The 15,417-nt window shown below is 44.8% G+C and carries 22 protein-coding genes and 1 pseudogene; 16 read left to right on the plus strand and 7 right to left on the minus strand.

Annotated elements, in window-relative coordinates:
- Nucleotides 1–54 precede the first annotated feature (54 nt).
- The 6 genes and pseudogenes from QYF49_RS19640 (at nt 55) to QYF49_RS19660 (ending at nt 4,388) form a co-directional block, all read left to right on the plus strand.
- Nucleotides 55–1,071 carry a LacI family DNA-binding transcriptional regulator gene (locus tag QYF49_RS19640; protein ID WP_290401381.1) on the plus strand — a complete coding sequence of 339 codons (1,017 nt, stop codon included), beginning with the start codon at nt 55–57 and terminating at the stop codon, nt 1,069–1,071.
- Between the two features lie 68 nt (nt 1,072–1,139).
- Nucleotides 1,140–2,369 carry an ABC transporter substrate-binding protein gene (locus tag QYF49_RS19645; protein ID WP_290401288.1) on the plus strand — a complete coding sequence of 410 codons (1,230 nt, stop codon included), beginning with the start codon at nt 1,140–1,142 and terminating at the stop codon, nt 2,367–2,369.
- Nucleotides 2,370–2,396: 27 nt separating this feature from the next.
- Entirely contained in the window at nt 2,397–3,260 is an 864-nt protein-coding gene (locus tag QYF49_RS19650) for a carbohydrate ABC transporter permease (RefSeq protein ID WP_290401289.1), read from the plus strand.
- Entirely contained in the window at nt 3,260–4,078 is an 819-nt protein-coding gene (locus QYF49_RS19655; protein ID WP_290401290.1) for a carbohydrate ABC transporter permease, read from the plus strand. The genes QYF49_RS19650 and QYF49_RS19655 overlap by 1 nt, the downstream gene beginning before the upstream one ends.
- 15 nt (nt 4,079–4,093) lie before the next feature.
- Nucleotides 4,094–4,297 (plus strand): annotated as a pseudogene (locus QYF49_RS26110) (alpha-amylase family glycosyl hydrolase); the annotation flags it as partial.
- The gene (locus tag QYF49_RS19660) at nt 4,245–4,388 is read left to right on the plus strand and encodes a hypothetical protein (RefSeq protein ID WP_290401291.1); all 144 of its coding nucleotides are present in this window, start codon (nt 4,245–4,247) and stop codon (nt 4,386–4,388) included. The pseudogene QYF49_RS26110 and the gene QYF49_RS19660, both read left to right, overlap by 53 nt.
- Nucleotides 4,389–4,536: 148 nt before the next feature.
- On the opposite strand, the gene QYF49_RS19665 is transcribed toward QYF49_RS19660, so the two are convergent.
- The 4 genes from QYF49_RS19665 to QYF49_RS19680 all read right to left on the minus strand — a co-directional run bounded on the left by QYF49_RS19665 (nt 4,537) and on the right by QYF49_RS19680 (nt 6,531).
- Entirely contained in the window at nt 4,537–5,178 is a 642-nt protein-coding gene (locus QYF49_RS19665; protein WP_290401292.1) for a peroxiredoxin, read from the minus strand.
- Between the two features lie 66 nt (nt 5,179–5,244).
- Nucleotides 5,245–5,511, minus strand: a complete 267-nt coding sequence (locus QYF49_RS19670; protein WP_290401293.1) for a spore coat protein — start codon at nt 5,509–5,511, stop codon at nt 5,245–5,247.
- Between the two features lie 308 nt (nt 5,512–5,819).
- Nucleotides 5,820–6,281 (minus strand): Hsp20/alpha crystallin family protein, encoded by a 462-nt coding sequence (locus tag QYF49_RS19675; RefSeq protein ID WP_290401294.1) that lies wholly within the window; start codon nt 6,279–6,281, stop codon nt 5,820–5,822.
- 25 nt (nt 6,282–6,306) lie between these two features.
- A complete protein-coding gene (locus tag QYF49_RS19680) occupies nt 6,307–6,531 on the minus strand; it encodes a spore germination protein (protein ID WP_290401295.1) in 225 nt (74 codons plus the stop codon).
- Between the two features lie 156 nt (nt 6,532–6,687).
- Between QYF49_RS19680 and QYF49_RS19685 the strand changes: the two genes are divergently transcribed.
- From QYF49_RS19685 to abc-f, 7 genes are all read left to right on the plus strand, one after another.
- Nucleotides 6,688–6,909, plus strand: coding sequence for a spore germination protein (locus tag QYF49_RS19685; protein ID WP_290401296.1), 222 nt, complete (start codon nt 6,688–6,690; stop codon nt 6,907–6,909).
- A gap of 65 nt (nt 6,910–6,974) precedes the next feature.
- On the plus strand, nt 6,975–7,613 hold the full coding sequence (gerPC, locus tag QYF49_RS19690) for a spore germination protein GerPC (protein WP_290401297.1): 639 nt from the start codon (nt 6,975–6,977) through the stop codon (nt 7,611–7,613).
- Nucleotides 7,588–7,764 (plus strand): spore gernimation protein GerPD, encoded by a 177-nt coding sequence (locus tag QYF49_RS19695; RefSeq protein WP_290401298.1) that lies wholly within the window; start codon nt 7,588–7,590, stop codon nt 7,762–7,764. The genes gerPC and QYF49_RS19695 overlap by 26 nt, the downstream gene beginning before the upstream one ends.
- A gap of 1 nt (nt 7,765) precedes the next feature.
- The gene (locus QYF49_RS19700) at nt 7,766–8,212 is read left to right on the plus strand and encodes a spore germination protein GerPE (RefSeq protein WP_290401299.1); all 447 of its coding nucleotides are present in this window, start codon (nt 7,766–7,768) and stop codon (nt 8,210–8,212) included.
- A gap of 13 nt (nt 8,213–8,225) precedes the next feature.
- Nucleotides 8,226–8,420, plus strand: a complete 195-nt coding sequence (locus QYF49_RS19705; protein WP_062238614.1) for a spore germination protein GerPB — start codon at nt 8,226–8,228, stop codon at nt 8,418–8,420.
- A 38-nt stretch (nt 8,421–8,458) separates the two neighbouring features.
- Nucleotides 8,459–8,929, plus strand: coding sequence for an Hsp20/alpha crystallin family protein (locus tag QYF49_RS19710; protein WP_053355704.1), 471 nt, complete (start codon nt 8,459–8,461; stop codon nt 8,927–8,929).
- 253 nt (nt 8,930–9,182) lie between these two features.
- Nucleotides 9,183–10,832 (plus strand): ribosomal protection-like ABC-F family protein, encoded by a 1,650-nt coding sequence (abc-f, locus tag QYF49_RS19715; RefSeq protein ID WP_290401300.1) that lies wholly within the window; start codon nt 9,183–9,185, stop codon nt 10,830–10,832.
- Nucleotides 10,833–11,083: 251 nt separating this feature from the next.
- Here abc-f and QYF49_RS19720 read toward each other — a convergent pair whose 3' ends face one another.
- Nucleotides 11,084–11,269, minus strand: coding sequence for a hypothetical protein (locus QYF49_RS19720; protein ID WP_053355702.1), 186 nt, complete (start codon nt 11,267–11,269; stop codon nt 11,084–11,086).
- Nucleotides 11,270–11,385: 116 nt separating this feature from the next.
- On the opposite strand from QYF49_RS19720, the gene QYF49_RS19725 reads away from it, so the two are divergent.
- Nucleotides 11,386–11,550 carry a hypothetical protein gene (locus QYF49_RS19725; protein WP_156316262.1) on the plus strand — a complete coding sequence of 55 codons (165 nt, stop codon included), beginning with the start codon at nt 11,386–11,388 and terminating at the stop codon, nt 11,548–11,550.
- A 167-nt stretch (nt 11,551–11,717) separates the two neighbouring features.
- Nucleotides 11,718–12,497 carry a TIGR00266 family protein gene (locus tag QYF49_RS19730; protein WP_053355701.1) on the plus strand — a complete coding sequence of 260 codons (780 nt, stop codon included), beginning with the start codon at nt 11,718–11,720 and terminating at the stop codon, nt 12,495–12,497.
- A gap of 162 nt (nt 12,498–12,659) precedes the next feature.
- Here QYF49_RS19730 and QYF49_RS19735 read toward each other — a convergent pair whose 3' ends face one another.
- Nucleotides 12,660–12,887, minus strand: a complete 228-nt coding sequence (locus QYF49_RS19735) for a hypothetical protein (protein WP_290401301.1) — start codon at nt 12,885–12,887, stop codon at nt 12,660–12,662.
- A 181-nt stretch (nt 12,888–13,068) separates the two neighbouring features.
- Here QYF49_RS19735 and QYF49_RS19740 point away from each other — a divergent pair, with 181 nt between their 5' ends.
- Entirely contained in the window at nt 13,069–14,967 is a 1,899-nt protein-coding gene (locus tag QYF49_RS19740) for an ABC transporter ATP-binding protein (RefSeq protein ID WP_290401382.1), read from the plus strand.
- 21 nt (nt 14,968–14,988) lie between these two features.
- Here QYF49_RS19740 and QYF49_RS19745 read toward each other — a convergent pair whose 3' ends face one another.
- Nucleotides 14,989–15,297, minus strand: coding sequence for an Mpo1-like protein (locus QYF49_RS19745; protein WP_290401302.1), 309 nt, complete (start codon nt 15,295–15,297; stop codon nt 14,989–14,991).
- Nucleotides 15,298–15,417 lie beyond the last annotated feature (120 nt).

Genomic DNA, 15,417 nt, shown 5'->3' on the forward strand with positions numbered 1-15,417 from the left:
GCAATGGTATAGTAAACGTAACAACATTACGAAAACGTTTACGTAGAAAGAAGGCTGGAAATGTCTTATACGATTAAAGATGTGGCAAAGAAGGCCAACGTGTCGGTTGCGACGGTTTCCAGAATCCTGAACAACCTTCCGGGATATTCAGAAAAAACGAAGGAGAAGGTGCTTCAGGTCATTACGGAAATGGGATATCAGCCGAATGCCATCGCACGGGGGCTGATCAATAAAAAGACGAAGACGCTTGGCGTGCTTCTGCCGGCTGTTTCTGACACCTTCGCTTCTGTCGTGCTCAGCGGCATTGAAGACATGGCTCACGATCTGGATTACAGCGTGATGGTCTGCAATACGGCTAAAGACGGTATCCGAACGATGAAATATTTACAGGCGCTCCGCGAAAAACAAGTGGATGGAATCATCTTTATCAGTGAGTTCTTTAAAGAAGAATACTATAACGCTATTACAGCTATGAAACTCCCGATCGTCCTCGTCTCCACCAAGTCTGCATATGACATTCCTTTTATCAAGGTGGATGATGAGAAGGCGGTCTTAGATGGCGTTATGTATCTTCTCGAGAGGGGGCACCGGTCCATTGGCATGATCGCTGGTACAAAAGGCGATACGATCGCTACCATACCGAGGATTGAGGGCTATAAAAAAGCACTCAACAAGCAAGGTATTGCATTTGAAACGAAAAAAGTGGTCTACGGCGATTTTGGTTTTGAGAGCGGAATTGAAGCGGCAGAAGAGCTCTTATATCACAACAAGGATGTAACAGCTATTTTCTGTTCCAGTGATGAGATGGCTGCTGGTGCTTTATCTTACCTTTACCGTATGTCAATACGGGTTCCCGACGAGATATCATTGGTCGGTTATGACAATACGAAAGTGGCCGAGATGGCCATCCCGCCTCTGACAACAGTAGGCCAGCCGCTCTATGAAATGGGGAAAAACTCTGTTCGCATGCTCCTTGAAAGGGAAGATGGCCAATCGAAAAGCATGTTTATGCCGCATAAAATTGCAGAAAGAGAAAGTGTTAAATCTATCGATCAATCAACAGGAGAGTAAACGGGGGTTTACTCTTTATTTTAACCGTTTTACGTAAACGTTTACTCCAATAAGATGAGGTGGAATCAATGAAGAAATTAATGGTGTTGGTGTGTGTCATTTCTCTATCTGTCTCACTCCTTTCCGGATGCTCCAGCAAAGAATCTGACGACGGAAAAATTCATCTTGAATTTTTTCAAAACAAACCTGAATCTGTGGGTACTTTTGATAAGTTGATTGCTAAGTTCGAAAAAGAGCACCCCAACATCGATATTGAGCAGAATAATGTCCCGGATTCTGAAACCGTGCTGAGAACAAGGCTGGTAAAAGAAGATGTACCGGACATTCTCGGAATCGGTGGAAATGCAACCTATGGAGATATCGCTGAAGCAGATGTCTTTTATGATTTTACAAAAGATCCTGCAGTGGACAAGGTCATTCCAAACTACGTACAGGCGCTGAATCAGCTGGCCGGCAGGAAAAAAGAAGTAAATGGAATTCCGTTCGCAACAAACGCCAACATGGTGCTGTATAACAAAGCGAGGTTCAAAGAAATGGGTCTTCAGGTTCCAGAGACCTGGGACGAGCTGATCAGCACGGCGCAAAAGATTAAAAAGGCTGGGAAAATTCCTTTTTATCTTACTCTAAAAGATGCGTGGACAGGCATGGTGCCTTTCAACTCCCTGGTAGCCAACACACAGGGAGAGAACTTTTTTGAGGAAAGAGAAACGGATCAGGCAACGTTTCAAAAACGGTACGGAGAAGCTTCAGAAAAGATGCTGACTCTCCTGGAATATGGGCACAAAGATAATTTTGGCAGGGACTACAACTCAGGGAACAAGGCCTTCGCCAATGGAGAATCATTCATGTACCTGCAGGGGAACTGGGCCATTTCATCGATTAAAGCCATCAACAAGAACATTGACATTGGATCGTTCCCGCTTCCTGCAGTCAACGATCCCGAAAAAAACAAATTGGTTTCCGGAGTCGATACCGTATTAACCATGTCCAAGGACAATCCTCATAAAAAAGAATCACTCATGTTCATTCATTTTCTTCTTAAAGCGGAAAACACCAGAATGTACATGAAAGAGCAGAACAGCTTTTCTGCGGTTAAAGGGGTGTACCAGGATGACTCTGCTCTTGCGAACTTGAACCCGTATTTCAAAAAGCAGCAGATTACGGGTTTTCCCGAACATTTCTTCCCGGCGGGTATTCCAATTGCCAACCTTTTGCAGGGCTTTCTGATCCAAAAGAAGGAAAAGCCATTCCTGAAAAAACTCGATCGTGAGTGGGATAAAGTAAAGGCCCGGCAATAGAAAGGGTGTAAGAAGGAGGAGAAATAGATGAGGAAAAGTAGCAAAGTGTTTTACTGGATGGCTCTGCCGGCAGTCTGTTTGTTTTTTATCTTCCATACGATCCCGGTCATCCAAGGGATCATCTACAGCTTTACGAACTATAAGGGCTATGGAGATTATGAGTTTGTCGGGTTAAAAAACTACGTAAACCTGTTTCAGGATGACCGTGTATTTGCTTCTTATGGGTTTACGTTTAAATTTGCGATTATTGCTACCATTCTAGTCAACGTCATCAGCTTGATGATCGCGATGGGTCTAAACGCCAAGATTAAGTTCAGGAATACATTGAGAGGGATATTCTTCATTCCCAATATCTTGAGCATCTTGATTGTCGGCTATATTTTTAACTATATCTTTGCTTTCTTTGTGCCACAAATCGCGGAAAAGGCGGGGGTTAACTCGTTAACTGAGAACATACTCGGAAATCCGGATCTTGCATGGATCGGCATCGTCATCGTTGCAGTCTGGCAGGCTGTCGCATTCAACACGATTTTATACCTTGCTGGCCTTCAGACGATTCCGGCAGATCTATACGAAGCAGCAAGCCTTGATGGGGCTGGAAAATGGCATTCCTTCTGCCATATCACATTCCCGCTCATCGCATCCTTTTTTACGATCAACATGGTGCTTGCAATGAAAAACTTTTTAATGGTGTTCGACCATATTATCGCGCTTACCGGCGGTGGACCCGGCCAGGCGACGGAAGCGATTTCGATCCTGATCTATAAAGGCGGGTTCCAGGGAGGAGAGTTTGCTTATCAATCGGCGAACTCTGTCATTTATTTTGCAATCATTGTGATCGTTTCTGTTTTTCAAATTAAGGTTCTTCAGAAAAGAGAGGTGAACATGTAATGAGCCGTAAAGTAAATTGGCCGCTGACGATTTTGTTGATCATCTGCTCACTGTTTATTTTGTTTCCGCTGTACCTGACGGTTGTGACCGCCTTTAAAACACCAGAGGAAATGGGACAGTCTCTGCTCGCGCTTCCTGATCGTTTTCATTGGCAAAACTTTAAGGAAGCCGCCAGGCTGACCAATTTCTTCCACGCGTTTCGCAACAGTGCGCTTGTTACGGTATTTACAGTAGCGTTTACGCTTTTGACCAACTCCATGGTGGCCTATGCCATCGCGAGGAATATGCACCGAAAGTTCTTTAAAACGCTGTATTACTATTTTGTCAGTGCGATGTTTGTGCCTTTTCCTATCATTATGCTGCCTGTAGTAAAAGAAACGAGTTTACTAGGCCTGAACAACATGCCGGGACTGATCTTTTTATACATCGTGTACGGTCTTGCCTTTAATATCTTTATATATGTCGGCTATATCCGGTCGATCCCCTATTCCCTTGAAGAAGCAGCTCATGTGGATGGTGCAGGCACATGGAAGGTGTTTTGGAAAGTCATCTTTCCGCTCCTTGCCCCGATCAATGCGACCGTCGGCATCCTGACTTGTCTCTGGGCATGGAATGATTTTCTGCTGCCGCTTGTCATTTTGAACAACAGGGATGCGATGACGCTGCCGCTAGTGCAATATGTATTCCAATCTCAGTTTACAACGAACTATAACCTGGCGTTTGCCTCCTATTTAATGGCGCTGTCTCCTATGATCATCGTTTACCTTTTTGCACAAAAATGGATCATCAGCGGTGTCACCCGCGGAGCTGTAAAGTAAAAGAAGAACGCCGGTTTCACTGAAGGAACGCCTTGGCTGAAGGTGAATCCGAACTATAAAGAGATCAACGCAAAACGGGCAGTGGAGAATCCTGATTCAATATTCCACTATTATAAAAAGCTGATCCAGCTGCGTAAAGAAAACGAGATTATCGTGTACGGAAGCTATGATCATCTTAGAAGACCATCCTCAAATCTATGCGTATACAAGGACACTTGAAGAAGAGAAGCTTGTTGTCATCCTGAACTTCTCTGGAGATTGCCCGGTGTTTGAGATGCCGGAGCATGTGGATTTTTCAGCTATGAATTAGTGATCAGCAACTATGATGTGGATGCGCAGGAGACCATTCAATCCTTTGCACTAAAACCATATGAAGCCCGTGTATACTGTATACCGTTTGAAATAATCTTGGGAAGCATAAGACCTTCAGCAGGCTAAGCCTGCTGAAGGTTTTTCTGTTAAAACCTCCCAATGTCTTCAGTGTTCATGGTAAGGCCGGGCATGCCGGGAACCCAGTTTGCCGGGATGCCGGTTTGAGATTGTTCTCCGTATTGGAGGGCTTGAATAAGCCTCAGAATTTCGTAGGCATTCCGTCCGACCTCGGAAGGATAGATGAGTTTGCTGGAAATATACCCGTCTGGGCCGATGATGATCGTTGCCCTGACCGCAGCACCGCTGTGGACGTCCAATACTCTATAGGCGCGGCTGATGAGGTGGTTACGGTCGCTCACCAGCGGGTATTGCACTTTACCAGCCAGAGGTGAGACTTCTTTAAATACTTTATGGGAAAAAACGCTGTCTGTGCTGATGCCGAGCACTTCGGTGTTCAGCTTCCTGAGCTCACCGTATAAAGCGGCGACCGCCGCTAGTTCTGTCGGTCAGACAAAGGTGAAATCACTGCCGTAAAAGAACAAAATAACCCATTTGCCGCGATAATCCTCGAGGCGAACATCCTTGATCTCTCCGTTTTGAATGGATGGTGCAGTAAATGGGGGAGCAATATCGCCAAGACCCGCACAATAGGGTTGAGGACCACACGTGTTGAACTGTTCTACGGACGGTGTTGGATATGGCTGATTTCCATCATACGGCATACTCATCCCAGTCCCTCCTTTCCGTTAGGGGGTTTCTATCTATCGTATGAAAAGGAGGAAGAGAAGTGTTTTTTATCTGCCTCCGCAGCCGCATCCTCCTCCGCCTTGTTGAGGCGGTTTTGTGTATTGCTGAGGGTATGCTGGATTTTGAATAGGGTAGCCCCCGTAAACACCCTGTCCATAGCCAGGGGCTGTCCCAGGGTAACCTGCTCCCGGATATCCGCCCTGGCCGTAAGCTTGGCCCGGATAACCAGGGAAGCCCTGCTGTCCATAGCCCATTCCAGGCTGCATGCCGTACTGTGGATACTGGCCGTACCCGTAAGGATTCATCTGGCGCATGAAATCGTTCCAATCTATTTAGATTTTATTTCTGTAGTTACAGCTTATGCAGGGCGGTTAATAGTGTACAAGATATTCAACCTAGTAAGACGTGAATTAATTTATGTTTGCATGAGTAGCTAGTAGCTGGGCATAAGGCACGAATATATCGAGTTTCGCTCAATTCAAGATGTGTTTGGCTCAATGATTTCGCTACTGTGCGAAAAGATCTCTCTCGGATTTGCTTCCCGAGAAAGCAAAAATGGCTGAAAAGCAGAGGGGCAAAGCGTTAGCTCGACGATCCCCTTGCTTTTCAGCCGGCGGCCCAATTATTCTTCTGCTTCTGGCTTAATATCAATATAGTTTGCTGAGGGCCTGCTTTTCTTTACCCGGATTTTTAAGAGGCCGTTACCAAACGTGGCCCGAACGTCTTCTTGTTTTACGGCAAAAGGGAGCGGGACCAGCCGTTCAACCCGTTTATTGGCCTGTTTGAATTGAGAAATATTGGTTTTATCATCAGTAAAGCGATTGGATTCAGACGCGTAGGCGATAATCTTAAGCGCTCGATCCAGCACCTCGATCTGAATTTGGCTCTGATCATAGTTTTCGAGGTTGGCGTGTGCGATAAATTCATTTTTGGTTTCCTGTACGTCCAATGGGAACGATAGATGGTCAACCATGGTCTGATAATGCTCAAAGCTCTTATCGATGAATTGTTCTAATGATTTTACCCAAGATCCTATAGACTTTTCATTAAAGAATGGCATGATAGGTCCGCCATTTTCCGGCATGATAAATCCCTCCTTAGTAAATAAACTATGCGTTGCCGGCTACGTTCGAATCAGCAGCATCCGTATCTAATGTGTTGGTCGAACTGATAAATGTAACGGTTTGCAGGAAATTGCCTGTATTTCCGCCTCCAGAGCCGCTATAACCTTTGCTTGTGCTTTTAGGATTAATCACAAGGGTGTCACCAAAGTTTACGATTCCATCGGCTTGCACAGAGGAAATAGTTACAGGCCCCACGATCAGTGATGGCAAGAGAACGAACCTCCCTTTAAAAGTACCGTTTAGATTGCTTGATGCTCTTATTAGTGTATGTGCAGATGCCTCAAAAGGTGAGAAGGTATGAGGGTGAACACCTAGTGAAGCGTGACATATGATATGAGGAGACTGTTGGCAGGGGGGTGGTTTGAAGTGCCTGGAATCGTAGGGAGTATTAATATTGCCTCAGTTTCGAGCAGCTCGATAGTCCATATCGGGGATGTTCAGGCCATCAATCCTATCAGCAATGCGAAGACCTTTGCAGGCGCAGGCTCGTTTAACACGGGCGATAATATAAGGACGAACACAGGCTACAACCTTACAAATACGTATGATATGGATGGGTTCGATAATGTGAATATGGGAAATAATTAGAAGCCCTCATTTAAAAAGCAAATTTACTGCCGATCCGGCATAAAACTTAGTAAGGAGATGATGTTATGTCGGATAGCTATAATCAATACTATTATATCCAGCAGATGCAGGGGCAGCTTCAGTGCCTGCAAGACAAGGTATGTGAACTGGAGAAGCAGATTGAAGAACTGACCAAGGATATGAAGAAAGTAAAAGACCAGCCGACCACACAAATCCAATACTCCTTTGATCAGTTGAAGATCGAGAGGCTTGATGGGACGCTGAATATTGGACTGAGTTCAGAAAGCGACGGCAAAAACATGGTAGAGGACTTTACTGTCGGCGGTGAATCGATCGCTGTTGGCGGAAGCAAGCCGCCACAGAGCGCTATGAGTTCAAGCAGGGAATATACAGAAATCATGGCAAACCTGGAGGAATACATGAACATTGAGGCGCCGGAAGACATTACAAAAATTGAAGAGGAACAAGAACATAAACTCGATGAATCCTATCGTGAACTGATTTTGAATGATATCCGGACACAGCTTCCGGGCAGGCTGGAGCATTACCTTCAAAAATATCCTCCCCATAACCAAGAGGGCATATTGCTCGTTGAGAATAAAGTGAAAGGTGATGTGTACAAAGGAATTGAGCATTTCATCTCAAGCTTAAAGAACAATAACATCGGGGGTGAGATCCATGAGATTCCAGGTGATCAATCATGAACTGTCTGTGGGCTCTCTTAAAATTGTAGGGGTGAGTATCTCTTCGCTCGTTTTGGTTGGCGATGCCGGGCATATTAGTCTGGCCTCCATATTTGATACACCACCGGAAGCCCTGGTGGTCGGAACCTCACTCGTTCCTCTAGCACTATAATATGATACCGAGAACATCGGAGGTCAATCATATCCACGTTCGTTCCATTTTGTTTTCATCGGTTGTAAATGTTGGAGATACAGGCCGGCTTGCTGCCTTTTCACAGGCACTGGCCATCCAGAAGTATGAGCCGACTTTTGATTCGGCGTTAAGCGGACTCATTAATTTTCCGAACTACCAGGCGTTTACTATACCGCGCCCCAGGCCTGCGCCGCCAAAAGAAGTCACGATGCAGTCTTTTAATGATCCTGCCTATATACGTGTAGGGACTATTGATATTTTGGGTATATCAGCAGCCGGCATTCTCCATATTGGCGGTATTCACCACATCGACCTCGAATCGAGGGTTAAGCACATAAGGAATTATCGAACGAATCCTGATCCGAAAAACCTTGATATTGTTTCGGTTCCACCAGTAGGCAGAAGCATGCTAGACCAAGACAAATAAGGGAGGGATGACCTTGAATCTGTTTGTTAACCAGACCATTACCATCTATCAGTTAAAGGTACAGGGGATTCAGAATTCATCCGTCATGCAAATCGGCAGTGCGGGCATGATCCGGCCTGTTTCTAACTTGTACAATACAGGAGGCTTCACCGGGGAAGCTCCTCCGCTTGCAGCGGTTCCAGCTGTCGAACTCCCTGCACCTTCATAAATGTTTACAGCTAATAAACAAAGAAAGGAGGGATACCATTGGATTCATGGAAACAGATGATGGAGTGGAAGAAGTTTGCTGATCAGTACCTTGGCCAAAATTTCTTTTCTCCTTACCAGCAGCAAGAAGACACACAGAGGGAGCAACAGCAGTCCCAGCCGCAAGAAGAGCGGGGATTTCCGGCTGTTAATATTTATGAATCTGAGAATGAGCTCTTATGCATTGCTGCCATTCCAGGCCTTGAGAAAGCGGAAGATGTGGATGTGTATGTGGATGACAGGAGCGTTCATATCAAAGGGAAAACCAACTTGATCGGAGGAAAATACAGAATAGCCAAGGAAGAGTTCGGTTCAGGAGCCTTTAGCAGAGAAGTGGAACTGCCGTATCGTGTCCGAAGTGACGCCATTCATGCGACGTATAAGAAAGGATTCTTGTACATTAAGCTTTATCGGCTGCCCGCTGATCGTCAAAAACCAAAAAAAGTAGACATCCGAAGATTTGATGATTGACCGATTGACATTTTTGGGAAATCCAACTAAACTGTTGGTTATAAAACTAGAAAGGAACAGGTGTATCGTCCAATGCGTAACTAACTCCTATTTTAATTGAACTTTATATTCATTTTTGAATCTAAACTTCGGATAGGATTAGTTTGCCCATTTTTCATACCTGTTTTTTTTACGTGATACCCGGTTTTACGGGACAGGTATCGTTATTTTTGTGCGAATTTTTCCTCTCTGATCAAAACAGGGAGGTTTTTTTATGCTTTTATTAGAAGCCGCAAATATTGAGAAGTCATACAGTGACCGCTTGATTATAAAACTCTCAGAACCGCTGAAAATCAACAGAGGAGACCGGATTGGCATCGTTGGATTAAACGGAGCCGGAAAGTCCACACTGATGAACATTTTAGCAAAGGAAGAAGCTGCAGATACAGGCAGTGTTCATGTTTTTGGAAGAATTTCTTCAGTTTTGCAATTTGGAGATGAGCTGGAAGAGAACCCTTCGGACGCTTTGCAAAGAATCTGGGGAATTCAGGACAAGGAATGGCTGACCATGAGTGGAGGCGAGAAAACACGGTTGAAAATTGCCTCTGCCCTGCAGCAGAACCCTGACCTTTTATTTCTGGATGAACCGACAAGCCATCTGGATCTGCAGGGAATTCAGCAGCTGGAGAATGAATTAAAGAGCTTTCCTGGGGGCGTTGTGCTGATTTCGCATGACCGGGCGTTTCTTGATGAAATCTGCACGAAGATCCTGGAGATCGAAAATACAGTTCCAACCTTCTATTCAGGAAACTACTCAGCATACCGTAAACAAAAAGAACATGAGCGAACCCGACAATTTTTTGAGTATGAGGAGTATACGAAAGAAAAGCAAAGACTGCTTGAAGCTGCACGGGAAAAGACACAAAAAGTAAAGAGCATGAAGAAAAAGCCGAGCCGGATGAGCTATAAAGAAGCCAATCTCGGCAGGGGAAGGGTTAAAAGCAAGCAAGCGGCGATGATGAAGAACGTCAAGGCGATGGAAAAACGGGTAGAACAGCTGGAGAAAAAGGAAAAGCCGAGAGAAACGGAAGCCGTTCAGTTTGATATCCAGCAATTTACGCCAGTGCATGCTAAACAGGCGATCCAGGTAAAAGACGCTTCAAGGTCCTTTGGAGACCAGTTATTGTTTGCTGGCATTTCATTTATTGTAAAGACCGGGAGCAGAACAGCCCTTATTGGTCCGAACGGCTGCGGAAAGTCCACCCTGATCGGGATGATCCAATCTGCACACCCGTCAGTATCTTTGTCAAAGGCCTTGAAGATTGGATATTTTAATCAGCAGCTCAACATCCTGAATGAAGATCTTTCTATTCTGGAGAACGTTTCTGAAAATAGCCCGTATTCCGAGGAATTCATTCGGACTGTACTCGCACGGCTGTTATTTAAAAGAGAAGATGTTCACAAAAAGGTAAGTGTGCTGAGCGGGGGGGAACGGGTAAAAACAGCATTGACGAAGGTTTTTCTTGGAGATTTTAATCTTCTGCTGCTCGATGAGCCAACGAATTATCTGGACGTTTTTACCAGAGAGGCGCTGGAAACGGTTTTAAAAGCTTATCCGGGCACCATCTTGTTCTCGACACATGACCGCCACCTTATGAATGCAATGGCAGATCATGTCTTTGTCTTTCAGGATCATCAGAGTGCGTTATTTTCGGAAGGGAATTATGATGCTTTTCAGCAGCGGTCTCTAAAGCCGGATAAAACTCCATCGATCAACCAAGGTGAACTATTGGCTCTAGAACTGGAGCTTGCTGATATTGTGGGGCGCTTGTCCATACCGCGGAAAGGCGACCAAAAAGAGGTGCTTGAAGAACGGTATAACGAGCTCATCAAAACTGTGAATGAATTGAGAAAGATAACTTAATACGGAAAAAGGGGCTGTCCAGAAAGTCAAAAATTGACCTTCAGGCAGCCCTTTATTGGCTTGAAAAATCTTCAATGAAAAGTTAATTGAAGTGGAAGATGCGAGACTCCTGCGGGACTAGCGTGACAGGTGAGACTCCCGCCGGTGCTTGCACCAAGAGGCTCACCGCACGCCCCGCGGAAAGCGAGCAGCCTGGAACGGAAATCAACAGCTTACAGACTTCTTGGACAGCCCCTTTTCAGATTGTTTTTTTACTTGTTTTCTTCATCCTGTCTTATTGGGGGTTCTTCTGCATCACCGATTTCAGTTGAATAACTTATCTGTTTTAAGTCGTATTCATGAGCGACAGAACCGCCAGCCATGCCTTCGTTAATCATCCGGTCGATATCGAGGTAGAGTTCTTTTCGGCCTTCATAATCTGTTTCTTTTTCTGACATAACGACATGATCCCTCCTTTTTCAATAGTCTGCCCCAATTTGCGGAAAACGAGCTTAGAAAAAAACGATAAAGGGTACAGAAGACTATTAATTGTAACTTTGAGGAGGAGCATCACATGGATTACAGCCAGGTTGTCGAGAGGTACTTTTTTCTGATTCGAAAAAGACACCTGAAAGGCGCTTTGAACATGAAAGAGTACAATAAGAAAGTGGAACTGATTAATTTATGGTTTATTCGTCATACCTTGCGTTCCGGTCTCGCAAAAAAGGGAGCGCAGTAAGACTCATTCATATAGGGATACATATGGAAGCTTCCGATTATTAATTTCGGAAGTTTTTTTATAAACAGGAAAACAGGAGGAGAATGAAGTATTCTTAAAGTGAAACTTAATAAGTCATCAGCCGTATAAGAGGCAGTAACTTTTACATACTTTAGGAGGAAGACAAAATGAACAATCATGAGATCGATTATAAGATTCATGGAGATGACATGCAGTTTGTTGAGGTGGAACTTGATCCGAGTGAAACCGTGGTCGCTGAGGCAGGCGCCCTGATGATGATGGAAGACGGCATCAGCATGGAAACCATTTTTGGCGATGGATCAAGCCAAGGGTCTGGGTTAATGGGCAAGCTGTTTAATGCCGGTAAACGGATGCTGACAGGTGAAAGTCTGTTTATGACCACCTTTACGAATGAAGGTTCAGGCAAAAAGCATGTTTCCTTCGCTTCACCTTACCCGGGGAAAATTATTTCGATGGATTTGAGCGAACATGGCGGTAAGATCATTTGCCAGAAGGATGCTTTTTTGGCTGCCGCTAAAGGTGTCTCCGTAGGAATTGAACTTCAGCGCAAGCTTGGTACGGGTTTTTTCGGCGGTGAAGGATTTATCATGCAGAAGCTGGAAGGCGATGGAATGGCTTTCGTTCATGCCGGCGGAACCATTCATGAAAAAACACTGGAGCCTGGAGAAGTGCTGCGTGTGGATACAGGCTGTCTTGTTGCGATGACGAAGGACGTAGACTATAGCATTGAGATGGTAAAGGGAGTAAAAACCGCATTATTCGGCGGTGAAGGGTTATTCTTTGCTACCTTAAGAGGTCCCGGGAAAGTGTGGATTCAGTCCTTGCCGTTCAGCAGACTCGCGAGCAGGGTATTCGCGGCGATTCCTCAGTCCAAAGATGAAGGAAGCCTCGCCAAAGGTCTCTTTAATATTTTTGATGGTGATTGATCAGCTTTAATAAAAAAGCTATGTTAGTCATAAAAAAGACTTGAGGGCCTCTTTCAAGCAGCAGTATGCGATGCCCGTTAGGAAAGAATATCACCAATATGCATTAACAAGGCCAATAAAAAAGGATTGCGCATTATATTGCGTAATCCTTTTTCTTATGTACTATTCCTGAACCTTATAAGGATCAATTTCCTGTTTGGATTGAAGCTGAATCAAACGTTCAAGCCTTTCATTGGTAAGGCGGTCCGCTTCGTTTTTTCGTTTCATAAAGCCCATGGCTTTAAAGATAAAAACGATCGTTAATACAACCATAAATAAAGCCACTAACACATAAAGAATACCAAACAAGCCGAAAAACATACCGACCGCATCAAATGGATCATTCCTCATCTCATTTCTCCCCCCCTTTCGCCATAATCGGACAATAGATTAATTGCCGTGATCTCTTTACATTAAACCATATTTTTGAAATTGTTTCCTTTCACCCGATAAAATTCCTTTAGTTGGAGCCATCTTGTTAATCTTTGATACAATAGAGGCAGATAACTAATGATATGAGGTATGAATGAATATGAGTATACTATCGGTGGAAAATATATCAAAAAGCTATGGGGACAAAACGCTATTTAAAGAAATATCCTTCACGATCAGCGAAAAACAAAGAATTGGCGTAATTGGAGTAAACGGAACCGGAAAATCAACTCTTCTTAAAATCATTGCTGGAATGGAGACTGCAGATACAGGGGAAATTGTGCACGCCAATGAATTTCATATAGAATACCTGCCGCAATCTCCTGTCTTTAATGACGGAGTGACGGTGCTTGATGCAGTCTTCTACGGAAATTCTCCCCTGATGCAGCTGCTCCGCGAATATGAGACGGCGATTAAACGTCTGGAAAGCGATCCCGAAAATGAGAAATATCAGAATCAGCTGTTTTCTTTGCAGCAGAAGATGGACGCCATGGATGCATGGGACACGAATACAACAGCAAAAACCGTCCTGACCAGACTGGGTATAACGTCTTTGGAACAGCAGGTAAGTACCCTTTCAGGGGGCCAGCAAAAGAGGGTCGCTATTGCGAGGGCGCTCATTCAGCCTGCTGATCTGCTTATTCTGGATGAACCGACCAACCATATTGACAACGAGACAGTGGAATGGCTGGAAGATTACCTTGCGAAATACCGGGGCGCCTTGCTCATGGTTACCCATGACCGTTATTTTCTGAACCGGGTAACGAACCGCATGATCGAGCTCGATAGCGGAAACCTTTACAGCTATGAAGGGAACTATGAAATGTTTCTGGATAAAAAAGCGGAGCGTGAAGAACGTGAAGCCTCATCTGAACAAAAACGCCAAAACCTGCTTCGCCGTGAGCTGGCCTGGCTGAGAAGAGGGGCGAAAGCACGTACAACGAAACAGAAAGCGAGAATTCAGCGCGCTGAAGCTCTTCAGGAGCAAACAGGGCCTGCACAAAAAGGCCAGATGGAGATGGCGATCGGCTCAGCAAGGCTGGGGAAGAAAGTCATGGAAATCGAGGGTATTTCAAAATCATTCGGAGAGAAAACACTCTTTTCCGATTTCAGCTATCTGGTCATGCCTGACGACAGACTCGGCATTATTGGTAAGAACGGCAGCGGGAAAACCACATTGCTGAACATTCTTGCCGGTAAAATACTGCCTGATTCCGGCCAAGTTGAAACCGGTCCGACGGTTAAACTGGGGTTCTATACCCAAAACCATGAAGAAATGGATGAGAATCTGAGGGTTATTGAATATATTCGTGAAGCTGCAGATGTCATTTATACGAAAGACGGGCAGTCCATTACCGCCTCGCAAATGCTCGAACGGTTCTTATTTCCGCCCAGCGCCCAATGGACGTACATTTCCCGATTATCTGGAGGGGAAAGACGGCGACTCTATCTGCTGCGTGTTCTGATGGGAGAGCCGAATGTCCTGTTCCTGGATGAGCCGACGAACGATCTGGACATCGAAACATTATCCGTATTAGAGGACTATCTTGAGTATTTCCCCGGTGCCGTCATTACCGTTTCCCATGACCGTTATTTCCTTGACCGTACGATGGAACATCTCTTTGCACTTGAGGGCAACGGAGAGGTGCGGCGCTTTGATGGAGATTACTCGGCTTATTTGGAGCAGAAGAAGCAGGAAGAGGAACAGGCATCTTCTGTAAGAGCCGAGACTCTGACAGAGGCTAAACCGAAAAAAGAAAAATCACGCAGGCTCTCCTATAAAGAACAAAAAGACTGGGAGACAATCGAGGATGTCATTGCTGAATTAGAAGAGAAGCATGAGGAGATTGAATCTCAGATCGCATCAGCAGGAAGTGATTTCGGCAAGATTGATGGTTTGTTCCGTGAGCAGCAGGAAGTTGCTGCTAAACTGGAGGAAGCGATGAACCGCTGGGAAGAGCTTTCCCAGATTGTAGAAGAAATTGAACGAAGTAAATAGAGAAAGACAAAAACCGCTCCTTTACAGGTGCGGTTTTTCTTTTTGATCTTTTTTAAAGGCCTTTCCGGTAAGAATATTTTTAGCGTACCAGACAGGGCCGATAAGAAGGTAGACAGGGTTGCTAAGAAAAGAAGGCTTTTTTCCCTCAAAGAGGTGTCCGATAAACTGGAGCACCCAGCCAAGGGCAAACAGAGCGAGCGCCGTTTTCCACATCCAGTAAAAGAGCAGAAGCGAAACAACGATCATGGGTATGCCGATGGTGTGTGTAAGTTTATTCATGGGATGCTGATGATCTTCTTTATACTTTTCTACAAAAGACTTTGCAGCCACCTTTCATCCCTCCTTTTTCTAAGTTCTATTCTTTTTATTTGCTTCCCATTCCTTCTAATGAAGTCATTTATAGGAATATTCAACTATTATTTCAAGTTACCGACATAAAACGCATATATC

Source organism: Fictibacillus terranigra, from assembly GCF_030412265.1.
In the GTDB taxonomy this organism is placed as follows: Bacteria; Bacillota; Bacilli; order Bacillales; family Fictibacillaceae; genus Fictibacillus_C; species Fictibacillus_C terrinigri.

Bases quoted from the DNA above. Each gene is read 5' to 3' on its own strand.
- QYF49_RS19645 (WP_290401288.1), top strand. From the start codon at position 1,140: ATGAAGAAATTAATGGTGTTGGTGTGTGTCATTTCTCTATCTGTCTCA.
- QYF49_RS19650 (WP_290401289.1), top strand. From the start codon at position 2,397: ATGAGGAAAAGTAGCAAAGTGTTTTACTGGATGGCTCTGCCGGCAGTC.
- QYF49_RS19655 (WP_290401290.1), top strand. From the start codon at position 3,260: ATGAGCCGTAAAGTAAATTGGCCGCTGACGATTTTGTTGATCATCTGC.
- QYF49_RS19660 (WP_290401291.1), top strand. From the start codon at position 4,245: ATGATCATCTTAGAAGACCATCCTCAAATCTATGCGTATACAAGGACA.
- QYF49_RS19670 (WP_290401293.1), bottom strand. From the start codon at position 5,511: ATGCGCCAGATGAATCCTTACGGGTACGGCCAGTATCCACAGTACGGC.
- QYF49_RS19675 (WP_290401294.1), bottom strand. From the start codon at position 6,281: ATGCCGGAAAATGGCGGACCTATCATGCCATTCTTTAATGAAAAGTCT.
- gerPC (WP_290401297.1), top strand. From the start codon at position 6,975: ATGTCGGATAGCTATAATCAATACTATTATATCCAGCAGATGCAGGGG.
- QYF49_RS19695 (WP_290401298.1), top strand. From the start codon at position 7,588: ATGAGATTCCAGGTGATCAATCATGAACTGTCTGTGGGCTCTCTTAAA.
- QYF49_RS19700 (WP_290401299.1), top strand. From the start codon at position 7,766: ATGATACCGAGAACATCGGAGGTCAATCATATCCACGTTCGTTCCATT.
- abc-f (WP_290401300.1), top strand. From the start codon at position 9,183: ATGCTTTTATTAGAAGCCGCAAATATTGAGAAGTCATACAGTGACCGC.
- QYF49_RS19720 (WP_053355702.1), bottom strand. From the start codon at position 11,269: ATGTCAGAAAAAGAAACAGATTATGAAGGCCGAAAAGAACTCTACCTC.
- QYF49_RS19725 (WP_156316262.1), top strand. From the start codon at position 11,386: ATGGATTACAGCCAGGTTGTCGAGAGGTACTTTTTTCTGATTCGAAAA.
- QYF49_RS19730 (WP_053355701.1), top strand. From the start codon at position 11,718: ATGAACAATCATGAGATCGATTATAAGATTCATGGAGATGACATGCAG.
- QYF49_RS19735 (WP_290401301.1), bottom strand. From the start codon at position 12,887: ATGAGGAATGATCCATTTGATGCGGTCGGTATGTTTTTCGGCTTGTTT.
- QYF49_RS19740 (WP_290401382.1), top strand. From the start codon at position 13,069: ATGAGTATACTATCGGTGGAAAATATATCAAAAAGCTATGGGGACAAA.